Below are 11,586 nucleotides of genomic sequence, written 5' to 3'. Positions count from 1 at the left end.
GCTCGACCCCGGCCTGGCGCAGCGCCTCGATGCTGACCAACGAATCCTTGCCACCGCCGATGGCCACCAGCGCATGCGCGCGCAAGCCCAGCGACGGCGCCGGTGCAGCCGGCGGTGCGTCGGCCGGCACGCGGATCCTGCCATGCAGGTTCAGGCCGTTGCGGTAGGCGAACTCGCCCAGACCATGCAGGTAGACGGTCTCCACCAGTGCCGCGGTCTCGGCATCGATGGCGCCCTCGTCGATCAGGATGGTCGGCGGGACCGCGGCCTTGTAATAACTGACGCCGGCGATCAGATGCAGCAGACGCAGCGCGCGCTGTGCCGCGGCGCCGCGTGCGCCGTCCAGTGCGAACGGCGCACCGGGCACGGCCACGGTCTCGACCAGTTCCGGCCCCTGGTCGAAGGCATACACCAGCGTCGCCACGCCAGTCTGCGCATCCAGCGCGCAGCGCACGAAGCGAAAGCGGGAGATCTGCTGTTTGTCGAAAGTGCTCATGGACTACCTGCAAGAACGCGTGCGCGACGCAGGTAACGTCGGCACAGGAAATATTCGATCACGGAAAACGGCGCGGCCGCCCATAACAGCGGGACGCAGCCGAAGACCAACAACAGCAGCACGACCTCCGGCCGCAGCATCTGGCCGTGACCGCTGGCCAGCAACGCCACCAACAGGTACACCGCCACTGCCAGCAGGTAGCCGAGCGCGCTCAGCACCACCGTTCGCACCGCCATGCCGCCAGCCTGCCGCACCGGCGCCTGCGCAGCACGCCGACGTTGCCAGCGCTCGGACCACCAGGCCCCGAGTGCGGCGCCGAACAGCGCCGGCAGCAGCCACTTCAAACTATCGCTCCACGGTGCACGCTGGCCGTTCAGATCGATGACGGTGGACAGTGTCACCGTCACGCCGCCGGCCAGCGCACTCAGCAGAACGAACTCAAGCTGTGGGCGCATCGATCACCTCTTCGCGCGGTAGCTCGCGTTGGTTGTAGGTGCTGGCCATGGCATAGCCATAGGCGCCGGCATCGGCGATCAACATGACATCGCCCGGTGTGGTGTCCGCAGGCAGTCGACGACGGCGCCCGAACACATCGGACGATTCGCAGATCGGCCCGACCACATCGAAGCAGCCATCGGCTGGCGCATCATGGCGGCTGAGATTGGCGATATCGTGCCAGGCGTCGTAGAGCGCCGGCCGAATCAAGGTCTGCATGCCGGCATCCAGGCCGACGCGATGCACACCGTCCTTTTCGATGACCTGGGTCGCATGCGCCAGCAGCACGCCGGCTTCGGCCACCAGGTAACGGCCGGGTTCGATGGCCAACCGATAGCCCGGATGCACGGCCTTGACCTCGGCCAGGCCCTTGGCCCAGATCTCCAGATCGAACGGCTCGTCCTCGTCGCTGTAGGGAATCGGCAGCCCGCCGCCGATGTCGATGGTCTCCACCGTGCCGATGCGACGCGCGAAGCCGGCCAGCTCGTCGTACATCATCCGCCAGTGCTCGCCGGTCTCCACGCCGCTGCCGAGATGCGCATGCACGCCGGTGATGGTGACTTGCAGCGTACGCGCCAGCTCGACGAATTCATCCACGCGGGTGGCCGAGAGGCCGAACTTGGACGCCTTGCCGCCAGTGTTGACCTTCTCGTGATGGCCATCGCCATGGCCAAGATCGATGCGTACCCACACATGGCGGCCACGGAACACCTCCGGCCAGTTGCGCAGCGCTTCGACGTTGTCCACGGTGACGGTCACGCCCAGTGCGAAGGCCGCTTCGTATTCCGCACGCGGCGCGAAACTCGGGGTGAACAATACCCGCCGCGGCGACAGTTCCGGCAAGGTGTCGAACACCCGCCGCAATTCGCCGTGCGACACGCACTCCAACCCGAAGCCGGCTTGCTCCAGCGCCATCAGGATGGCGGGATGCGCATTGGCCTTGATCGCGTAATAGCGCTGATCCACCGCGCCGATCTGCGCCAGCGCATGCGCGCGCGCGCGCACCGTGGGCAGGTGATAGACGTAGCGCGGCGTGCCCGCCTGCGACAACGACAGCAGATGCGCGCGCTCGGCCCGCCACCAGGGCGTCGGCCGCGGCCGCACCGAGCCGATGATCTCCCGCCAGCGCGGGCCGAACACCTCGCCCTCGCTCACCGGCATGGCGCCGCTGTCGATCAGCTCGGCATGCAGGATCGGCAGCAAACCGTCCGCATCGGCTTCGTCGATGACGAAGGTCAGGTTCAAGTCGTTGGACGACTGCGAGATCATGTGCACGCGCTCCTGCCCGAACGTCGCCCACACGTCGGACAGCTTGTGCAGCAGCGAGCGCATGCCGCGCCCCACCAGGGTGATCGCCGCGCAGGGAACAATAATCTTGACCTTGCAGATTTGCGCCAGATCGGCCGACAAGGCGGCCAGCACGTCGGTATTGACCAGATTCTCGGATGGATCCAGCGACACGGTGACGTTGGTTTCGGCCGAGCCGATCAGGTCCACCGACAGGCCATGCTTCTTGAACAAGGCGAACACGTCGGCCAGGAAGCCGACCTGCTGCCACATGCCGATGCCTTCCATCGACACCAGCACGATGCCGTTGCGGCGGCTGATCGCCTTGACGCCCGGCACCGGCTCGGCATTACCGTCGATGCTGGTACCGGGCAGCTCCGGCCGCTCGGTATCCAGGATCGCCATCGGCACGCCGGAGTCGCGGCACGGCTTGATCGAGCGCGGATGCAGCACCTTGGCGCCGGTGGTGGCGATTTCCTGCGCCTCGTAGTAATCCAGCCGGGTCAAGAGGCGCGCATCCGGTACTTCCTTCGGATTGGCGCTGAACATGCCGGGCACATCGGTCCAGATTTCCACCCGGCTGGCGCCGAGCAGCGCACCGAAATACGCCGCCGAGGTATCCGAACCGCCACGACCGAGGATGGCGGTGCCACCGTCGGCGTGACTGGCGATAAAGCCCTGGGTGATCAGCAGACGCGTCGGCTGGGCATCGAAGCGCGTGCGCCAAGCGGCATCGGACTGCCATTGGCAGGACACCGACAGACGCCGCGACCAGGCGCTCTGGTTCGGTTGCGGCGGCAATGCCGACAACCACTGCCGCGCGTCCAGCCAGCCCATGTCCAGCCCGTTGGCGCGCAGATACGCCGCACCGATGGTGGAGGACAGCAGCTCGCCCTGTCCCAGCACCTCGGCCTGCCAGTCGAGCGGGCGGCTCGACGCACGCGGGTCGTCGAGCAGCGCGCGCAGGCCGGCCAGGCGTTCGCCCAGCACGGCCTCGGCATCGAGTTCGAGCTCCTGCAGGAAGTCGCGATGGCGTTGTTCCAGCGCCGCGACGCGCTGCGCGCTATCGGCTGCGCCATCGGCGATGGCGGTGAGCTCGTTGGTGACGCCGGACAAGGCCGAGACCACCACCAGCACGCGGCCACCGGTCTCTTGCGCCCGTTTTCCCGCCAGTTTGCCAATCGTGTCCCAGCGATGACGACGCGACACCGAGGTGCCGCCAAACTTGAGAACGATCCAGCGATCGGTAGACAGGGAAGCTGACATTGAGATGAGCGTTTAGGATGAGGGGGGGAAACGCCCGGCGTGCCGGGCGCGATCCTCGATTCTACTGCCAATGCCATTGCCTGATCCCGCCACCGGCCAGACCGGGCCGCCGGCTCAACGCCATGCCCTCCTGTCGATTCCCGCGTCGCGCCTGCTCATGAGCAAACATCGTTACCTGCAACTGGACGTCTTCGCCGCCACCCCCGGCGGCGGCAACCCACTGGGCGTGGTGCTCAATGCCGGCGAGCTCTCGGCCACGCAGATGCAGCAACTCGCTGCCTGGCTGAACCTGTCGGAGACGGTGTTCTTCCTGCCGGTCAGCGCCGCGGGCGCGGACTACCACATCCGCATCTTCACCCCGCGCAGCGAACTGCCGTTTGCCGGCCATCCCAGCGTCGGCGCTGCTTGGGCCGCCGCCACGCACGGCCTGGTGCCTTACCGCGCCGACGGTCTGCTGTACCAGCAATGCGCGGCTGGCGTGTTGCCGGTAGAGGTGTTCGATCGACATGGCGCACTGCAGGTTCGCCTGCGCACGCCGCGTGCACGAGCGCTGTCCGTGAGCGCCACGCACGCCCCGCTGCTGGACGCGGCCAGTGCTGGTTTACGCAACGCCGGAGCACCGCCGGCGCTGTGGAGCAACGGTCCGAACTGGTGGCTGCTGGAGTTGGCCGACGCTGCCGCGGTGCGCAGCGCGCAGCCGGATCTGGCCGCGATCGCACGCCTGAGCGAGGCCAGCGATGCGGTGGGCCTGGCGATCTATGCGGCTGGTGACGAGGCGGCCGACTTGGTGGTGCGGGCATTCTGCCCAGCGGACGGGATCGCCGAGGATCCGGTCACCGGCAGCGCCAACGCCTGTATCGGCGCGCGCCTGCATGAAGAAGGCCGGCTGCCCGGCGCTGCATCGCGCTACCTGGCCAGCCAGGGCCGCGAGGTCGGTCGCGACGGCCACGTGTGGGTGGAGGTCGATGCGAAAGGCGAAGTTTGGATCGGTGGGGCGACGCAGCCGGTGATCGCCGGCCACCTCGATTGGTAATCTGCCACGCCCACCCATCGGAGCCACTCCTCATGACGACCCGCCGTTTCCTGCAGGTGGATGTCTTTTCTGCGCGTCCCGGCAGCGGCAATCCGCTGGCGGTGGTGCTGGACGCCGAGGGACTGGACGACGCGGCGATGCAGGCGATCGCGCGCTGGACCAAACTGCCGGAAACCACGTTCGTCTTTCCTGCGCCGAACACTGCCACCAGCTACGGCCTGCGCATGTTCTCGCCACAGAAGGAAGTTCCGTTCGCGGGACATCCCAGCGTCGGCACCGCGCACGCGGTATTGGAAGCCGGCCTGGCGACACCGCGCGACGGCGTACTGGTACAGGACGGCATCGCCGGCCCGCTGCCGCTGCGCGTGGCCCAGCACAACGGCAGGCGCAGCATCGCCATTCGCACACCGCGCGCGCAGGTCGCCGAGCAGGCGCAGGCCGACGACCCACGTCTGCGCGAGGCCTTGCACGGTTGGACGCTGGGAACGCTGCCGCCGGCGCTGATGGACGGCGGCCGCACCTGGTGGGTGGTGGAACTGGCCAGTGAAGCGGCACTGCGCAGCCTGCAGCCAAACTGGGACGCGGTGGCGCAGTTGGCCGAAGCCACTGGCAGCATGGGCGTGTTCGCTTATGCACGCACACCGCAAGCGACACTGCACGATCTGGCCGTGCGCGCCTTCGTCGGTAACGGGCGCCGCTTCGAGGACGCTGCGTCCGGTGCCGCCAATGCGGTTCTCGCGGCCTGGCTGGATAGCCGAAACGCATTGCCAGGCCGCGCGGGACGCTATGTGGCCAGCCAGGGCCGCGAGATCGGCTTCGATGCGCTGCTCGAACTGCAAGTCGATGCCGATGGCCAGGTCTGGTCCGGTGGCCAGGTTCAGACCGTGATCCGCGGCAGCCTCGACTGGGCCTAAGCGCGGCCCTAAAAAACGACCGGCGACGGTCATCTCACGGTCGCCGCGTCGCTCAGCGAGCCGGCGTGCCCCCGGGCGAACACACACTCACGCGGCGTCGTACACGACACGACGCCGCATGCGGGTAGACCGTCCTGGAGCACCACGACGGCAGCGACAAAACGCAAAACGCCGCGGCAAGCCGCAGCGTTCTTGAGGCCGCCGCCGCGGTGATCAGCGGCGGCCGCGTTGCCAAGTGTCAGACGCGATCAGTCGGCGCGCACGTCCACGCGGACGCGGATGGTGCGGCCTGGGTTGTAGTCGCTGCGGGTGTGATAGAGACGGCCACCGTATTCGTAGGTGACGTCATAACCATCGACACGATCGCTCTGATGGCGATAGGCCACCGGCTCGCAGACACTGACCACGCCGCCGTAGGAGCGATGGTTGGAGTCGTAGATCGAGCGACCTGCCGCCACGCCAGCCATGGTGCCGACCGCGGTGCCGACCAGGCGACCGTTGCCGCCACCGACTTGGCTACCGAGCACGGCACCGGCGATGCCGCCGATCACGCTGGCAACGCCACGGTTGGCGGAATTGGGCGCGCCATAACCACCATCGCGGTAATAGCCGTCGTTGCTGGTGTAATAGCCATCGGCAGGACGGTTGTAGCAGCGTTCGCTGGTCCGCTCGGTGTAGCCATCGGAAACGATGATCGGATCGACGCGAACGACGCGGGCGTATTCGTAGCGTCCATCCTCATAACCGGCGCGATAGCCGTCGTAGTAACGCTGTGCCGTTGCATTGCCCGTCACGGCCAGACCCACAACCAGAGCACCAAGGACAAGAGTTTTCATAGCAGCAGCTTCACAGGGTGGACACGATGCCGATGCTCTGCCCGGTCCAGTGAAACCGCACTGAACCGAGACAGGTCCGCTCTGCCCTATTCAGCAAGCCGCCAGCTGGCGGCGCCGGGCGTCTGCCGGCGCGCGCCCGCATGGGACTGCTCAGTTGGAAAATTCGCTGTCCAAGCTGATCGGCACCGCACTCAACGCCTTGGACACCGGGCAGTTCTTTTTGGCCGCGTCAGCCAGCTCGCGGAACTTGGCCTCGTCGATTCCCGGCACCACCGCCTTGAGCTTGAGCCGGATCTGCGACAACTGCGGACCACCTTCCATCGACAGATCGACGTCCGCGCGGGTATCCAGCGCTTTGGGCGGGAAACCGGCTTCGGTCAATTGCGCCGACAGTGCCATGGTGAAGCAACCGGCATGCGCGGCGGCGATGAGCTCTTCCGGATTGGTGCCCTTTTCATCGCCAAACCGGCTGTTGAAGCCATAGCGGGTGGCGTCCAGCAGGCCGCTCTGCGGCGTGTTGAGCTGTCCCTTGCCGGTCTTGAGGTCGCCTTCCCAATGCGCGGTGGCGTGGCGCGAAATACCCATTGCGGTCTCCTGCGTTTGAAGGGGACCGCCACCATAGGCAGGCGAACGTTATGCCGCCGTGCCCCCGGCGTGCTCAGCCGAGCAAGGTCTCCAACACCGCCATACGCACGGCCACGCCATTGGCGACCTGGCGCAACACGCAGGATTGCGCGCCATCGGCCACCTCGTCGGTGATCTCCACGCCGCGGTTGATCGGGCCCGGATGCAGCACCACCGCATCGCGCGCGGCGCGCGCCAGACGTGCGCTATTGAGGCCGTAGTCGGCGTGGTATTGCTCCAGCGACGGCACCAGCCCTTCTTCCATGCGCTCGCGTTGCAGCCGCAGCATCATCAGTGCGTCCACGCCTTCGAGCATCGCGTCGAAGTCGTCGCCGACCACGCAACCGTCCAGCAGACCATCTTCGGGCAACAGAACTGCAGGTCCGCACACGCGGATCTCGCCAGCGCCCAGCGTGCGCAGCGCATGCAGGTCCGAGCGGGCGACTCGCGAGTGCTTGACGTCACCGACGATGAGGATCTTGAGCCGGGAAAAATCGGTGCCGCGGGCCTGGCGCAAGGTCAGCATATCCAGCAAGCCCTGGGTGGGATGGGCGCTGCGGCCATCGCCGGCATTGATCAACGCGGTGCCCTCGCCGGCCGCTTCGGCCAGCCGTTCCACTGCACCATCGTCCGGGTGCCGGACCACGAAGCCGCGCACGCCCATCGCCTCGAGGTTCTTCAAGGTGTCGCGCGCGGTTTCGCCCTTGCGCGTGGATGAGGTGGAGGCATCGAAGTTGAGCACGTCCGCGCCCAAGCGCTGGGCGGCCAGATGGAACGAGCTGCGGGTGCGCGTGGACGGCTCGAAGAACAGCGTGCATACCGCCGTGCCGGCCAGCACGCTGCGCTTGCCGACCCGTCCGACCGCGGCATCGCGGATCTGCCCGGCACGGTCGAGCAATTGCAGCAAGGTGGCGCGCGGCAGCCCTTCCAGGGTCAGCAGGTGGCGCAGGCGTCCGTCCGAATCGAGTTGCATGGTGGTCATCGCAGTCGGGAGTGTCAGGAAAGAGGGGTGGCCTGGTCGGGCGCGGCCAGCCAGCGCTCGACGATGACGGCAGCAGCCATGGCGTCCAGCGCATCGGCATCGCGTCGACGCTTGCGGCCATCGGCGCGTTCGCGCGCGAATCGCTGTGCCGCTTCGACCGAACTGGAACGCTCATCCATCAGCATCACCGGCAATGCATAGCGCTCGCGCAGTTGCCGCGCGAAGGCATGGGCACGCTTGCGCGCCGGTTGATCCTGATCGTCGAGGGTCAAGGGGTCGCCGACCACCAGTCCATGCGGGCGCCATTCGCGATGCACACGGTCCAGCGCGGCCCAGTCCGGTCCCTGGCCGTGTACGGCGATCACCGCCACTGCGCGCGCACCGGCGCCCAGCGGCGAACCGACCGCCACGCCGATCCGGCGCGAGCCGACATCGAAACCGAGGACGGTGCCACCGGGGCGGATCGGACCCGCCTCAGGCATGCCCGCTGTAGTCCGTCAGACGGAACAGATCCACGCCGATGCGGCCGGCCGCGGTCTGCCAGCGGTCCTCCAGCGCGGTGGCGAACAGCAGGTTGGCATCGGAGGGAGCGGTCAGCCAACTGTTCTCGCCCAGCTCGAATTCCAGCTGCCCGGCGCCCCAACCGGCGCACCCCAGGGCCACCAGCACATGCCGCGGGCCGTCGCCGGCCGCCATCGCCTCGAGAATGTCGCGCGAGGTGGTCAGATACAGGCCCTGCCCCACTTCGAGGCTGGAATCCCACTGCCGTGCGTCATCATGGATCACAAAGCCGCGTTCCGGATGCACCGGCCCGCCATTGAGGACCGGCTGCTCACGCAACTGCAGGTCGTCGGTGTCGATCCCCATCTGCGACAGCACTTCGCCGAGGGTGTATTCGGAAGGACGATTGACCAGCACGCCCATCGCACCGTTCTCGTCGTGCTGGCAGATCAGCGCCACGCTACGGGAAAAGTTGGGATCGGACAGCGCCGGAAGCGCGATCAGCAATTGGTTGGCCAGAGGCGTGGGCAAAACGGACATGCCGCCATTCTAGCGGTTCATTCCGCGCCGCGCCGAGCCGCTGCCATACTTGACCATCATTGCCGCCATGAATTGCCGATGCCTGCACCCGATCACGCCATCGCCGACACCCCCATACCGCGCCAGACCCGCGCCTTCATCGTGCTGGTCGCGCTGCTGCAGGGCGGGCTGCTGTACCTGGCGGCCTGGGGCGAGAGCCAGCACCTGGGGCCGTTCCGCAGCCTTGGCGGGCAGATCTGCTGGTACACCCTGGTGCTCTCGGTCCCGAGCGCGGCGTTGCTCTGCGTACAGCAACTGGGCGATCGGCGGCTGTGGCAGCACCTGGCCATCGTGGCCGCTGTGTTCGCCGCACTGGCGGCGTGGGCGGCCTGGAGCGCAACCGGCGCGCCCGGCCTGCAAAGCCGGAAGATCCTGACGCCATTCGGCCTCAGCGTGAGCGCCGGGTTGTTCGTCGCCCTGCCCTGGCTGCAGAGCCGCCAGCAGTCCGGACGCTGGCGGGCCGACTACCGGGCACTGTTCGAACATGCCTGGCAGAACGCGCTGACCCTGGCATTGGCGCTGCTGTTCGTGCTGGTGTGCTGGACCGTCCTGCAACTGTGGGCGGCATTGTTCGCGCTGATCAAGATCGAGATCTTCCGCACGCTGTTCCGCGGTCAGGCCTTCATCTACCTGGCCACCGGCATCATGACCGGCTTGGGCATCTTGATCGGCCGGACCCAGCACCGGGCGGTGCAGGTGCTGCGGCAGATCCTGTTCGCGATCTGCACCGGTCTGCTGCCGCTGCTGGCCGGCGTGGCGCTGCTGTTCGTGCTGACCCTGCCGCTGACGGGGCTGCAGGCGCTGTGGCAGACCCGCTCGGCCGCCACCTTGTTGCTGAGTGTGGTGTTCCTGCTGGTACTGTTCACCAATGCGGTCTATCAGGACGGTCGCGTCACACCGTCCTATCCGCGCTGGCTGCGGCGCCTGGTCGATGCCAGCCTGCTGAGCCTGCCACTGTATGCGGGCCTGGCGGCCTATGCGCTGGGACTACGCATCGCCCAGTACGGTTGGACCGGCGAACGCTTCTGCGCGTCGGTCCTGGCACTGGTCGCGCTGGGCTACGCACTGGGCGGCGCATGGGCGGTGCTGCGCCCGCAGCCCGGACGCTGGCTGGGCCGCATGGCCGGCAGCAACGTCGCGATGTCGTGGCTATTGATCGCGCTGGTCGTGGCGGTCAATAGCCCGGTGCTGGACCCTTACCGCCTGGTGGTCGGTAGCCAGTTGCAGCAGTGGGTCGCACAGCGCGGCCCGACGGTTTCGGACAGCGAACAACAGGACCTGGAGTTCCTGCGCTTCGACAATGGTCGCCGCGGCTACCGTGCAGTCGCCGCGCTATTGACCGATCCGGCACTGAGCGCCGACGGCAGACGCCGCGAGCTGGTGAAACGACTGCTGGCACGCACCGAGCGCTGGGAGGCGCCGCCGTCGTCGGACGCCTTGCAGAAGACGCGCATGACCGACCCGGCCGAGCTACGCAAACATCTGCTGCTGGCCGTGGGCAGTGCCAGCCCAGACGCTAGCTGGTGGTCGGCCCTGGCGGCCGGCAAGCTGGACAACGACTCCTGCCTGCAGCGCGACACCGAATGCGTGGTCAACAGTCTGGATCTGGACCAGGACGGCAACAACGAAGTGCTGCTATGCGAGGTCTCCAGTCCGTTCGGTGTGCTCTGCACCTTGTACGCAAACGACGCCCGTGGCTGGAGCAAGGTCGACAGCGCGCATAGCTATCCGCGCCGCAGCCAGGGGCAGGAAGCCCTGCGCGACGCCGTCCGCAAGGGCAAGTTCACCTTGCAGCCGCGGCGCTGGCCGGACATCCACGTACCGGGCGGCGGTCCGCTGGTAATGGATCCCCCGAACAATCAGAACCAGCCCGAAAAATGAGCGCTTATTGCAGCATCGCACCTGACCACCCGGTGCACGCCAGCTATCACGCCGAGGAATACGGCTTTCCGCAGCGCCAGGAGTCGGTGCTGTTCGAGCGATTGCTCCTGGAAATCAATCAGGCCGGGCTGAGCTGGGAAACCATCCTGCGCAAACGCGACAACTTCCGGCGCGCCTACGATGGGTTCGACGTCGACGCCGTGGCGGCCTACGGCGAGGCAGACATCGCGCGACTGCTGGCTGACGCGGGCATCATCCGCAACCGGCTGAAGGTGCAGGCCGCCATCCACAATGCGCAGGTGATCCAGCGCCTGCGCGCATCGCATGGCGGTTTCGCCGAGTGGTTGGATGCCCACCATCCTTTGGACAAGCCCGGCTGGGTCAAGCTCTTCAAGCAGACCTTCCGCTTCACCGGCGGCGAAATCACCGGCGAATTCCTGATGAGCCTGGGCTACCTGTCAGGTGCGCACCACCCCGATTGCCCGGTGTTCGCACGCTTGCAAGCACTGGCACCGCCGTGGATGGATGGCAAGGCTGGCTGAAGGCGGGACGACGGCGGGACCGGTTGATCGCGCGCACCACGAGCGCGCCCGTCACTCGCTGCGCGCTGTTGGCGCGCCTGCCATGGGATCGTTGGCGGATGGGGCTGCGCGATTCGCGCTCCGGATTGGCACTGACAGTGCGCGCTGGTC

General features: G+C 67.3%; 12 protein-coding genes. 4 read left to right on the top strand and 8 right to left on the bottom strand.

The features are described from left to right. From CKY51_RS01830 to CKY51_RS01820, 3 genes are all read right to left on the bottom strand, one after another. Positions 1-496: MurL-like N-terminal domain-containing (locus CKY51_RS01830; protein ID WP_484607006.1), on the bottom strand; the 496-nt coding region annotated here is incomplete at its 3' end. Continuing rightward, positions 493-951 (bottom strand): hypothetical protein, encoded by a 459-nt coding sequence (locus CKY51_RS01825; protein WP_022974132.1) that lies wholly within the window; start codon positions 949-951, stop codon positions 493-495. The genes CKY51_RS01830 and CKY51_RS01825, both read right to left, overlap by 4 nt. After that, a complete protein-coding gene (locus CKY51_RS01820; RefSeq protein ID WP_022974133.1) occupies positions 935-3,544 on the bottom strand; it encodes a bifunctional aspartate kinase/diaminopimelate decarboxylase in 2,610 nt (869 codons plus the stop codon). Before CKY51_RS01820 ends, CKY51_RS01825 begins: the two co-directional genes overlap by 17 nt. 157 nt (positions 3,545-3,701) lie before the next feature. On the opposite strand from CKY51_RS01820, the gene CKY51_RS01815 reads away from it, so the two are divergent. Both CKY51_RS01815 and CKY51_RS01810 read left to right on the top strand, forming a co-directional pair. Beyond that, entirely contained in the window at positions 3,702-4,577 is an 876-nt protein-coding gene (locus tag CKY51_RS01815; protein ID WP_031340712.1) for a PhzF family phenazine biosynthesis protein, read from the top strand. A gap of 32 nt (positions 4,578-4,609) precedes the next feature. Beyond that, positions 4,610-5,491: a PhzF family phenazine biosynthesis protein gene (locus tag CKY51_RS01810; protein WP_022974135.1), complete on the top strand. Its 882-nt coding sequence runs from the start codon at positions 4,610-4,612 to the stop codon at positions 5,489-5,491. Between the two features lie 248 nt (positions 5,492-5,739). On the opposite strand, the gene CKY51_RS01805 is transcribed toward CKY51_RS01810, so the two are convergent. The 5 genes from CKY51_RS01805 to CKY51_RS01785 all read right to left on the bottom strand — a co-directional run bounded on the left by CKY51_RS01805 (position 5,740) and on the right by CKY51_RS01785 (position 8,974). Continuing rightward, positions 5,740-6,327 carry a glycine zipper 2TM domain-containing protein gene (locus CKY51_RS01805; protein WP_031340713.1) on the bottom strand — a complete coding sequence of 196 codons (588 nt, stop codon included), beginning with the start codon at positions 6,325-6,327 and terminating at the stop codon, positions 5,740-5,742. Positions 6,328-6,477: 150 nt separating this feature from the next. Next, a complete protein-coding gene (locus tag CKY51_RS01800; RefSeq protein ID WP_022974137.1) occupies positions 6,478-6,912 on the bottom strand; it encodes an OsmC family protein in 435 nt (144 codons plus the stop codon). A gap of 73 nt (positions 6,913-6,985) precedes the next feature. Further along, the gene (locus tag CKY51_RS01795) at positions 6,986-7,933 is read right to left on the bottom strand and encodes an aspartate carbamoyltransferase catalytic subunit (protein WP_022974138.1); all 948 of its coding nucleotides are present in this window, start codon (positions 7,931-7,933) and stop codon (positions 6,986-6,988) included. A 14-nt stretch (positions 7,934-7,947) separates the two neighbouring features. Beyond that, positions 7,948-8,415, bottom strand: a complete 468-nt coding sequence (gene ruvX, locus CKY51_RS01790; protein ID WP_022974139.1) for a Holliday junction resolvase RuvX — start codon at positions 8,413-8,415, stop codon at positions 7,948-7,950. Continuing rightward, on the bottom strand, positions 8,408-8,974 hold the full coding sequence (locus tag CKY51_RS01785) for a YqgE/AlgH family protein (RefSeq protein WP_022974140.1): 567 nt from the start codon (positions 8,972-8,974) through the stop codon (positions 8,408-8,410). The genes ruvX and CKY51_RS01785 overlap by 8 nt, the downstream gene beginning before the upstream one ends. A gap of 78 nt (positions 8,975-9,052) precedes the next feature. Here CKY51_RS01785 and CKY51_RS01780 point away from each other — a divergent pair, with 78 nt between their 5' ends. Together CKY51_RS01780 and CKY51_RS01775 are read left to right on the top strand one after the other, a co-directional pair. Continuing rightward, a complete protein-coding gene (locus CKY51_RS01780) occupies positions 9,053-10,894 on the top strand; it encodes a DUF4153 domain-containing protein (protein WP_022974141.1) in 1,842 nt (613 codons plus the stop codon). Next, the gene (locus CKY51_RS01775; protein ID WP_022974142.1) at positions 10,891-11,436 is read left to right on the top strand and encodes a DNA-3-methyladenine glycosylase I; all 546 of its coding nucleotides are present in this window, start codon (positions 10,891-10,893) and stop codon (positions 11,434-11,436) included. The genes CKY51_RS01780 and CKY51_RS01775 overlap by 4 nt, the downstream gene beginning before the upstream one ends. Positions 11,437-11,586 lie beyond the last annotated feature (150 nt).

It is taken from the genome of Xanthomonas maliensis (assembly GCF_009192945.1).
Taxonomy (GTDB): domain Bacteria; phylum Pseudomonadota; class Gammaproteobacteria; order Xanthomonadales; family Xanthomonadaceae; genus Xanthomonas; species Xanthomonas maliensis.
The sequence above is the reverse complement of the archived record's forward strand: the minus strand, read 5'-3'. Positions and strand labels throughout refer to the sequence as shown.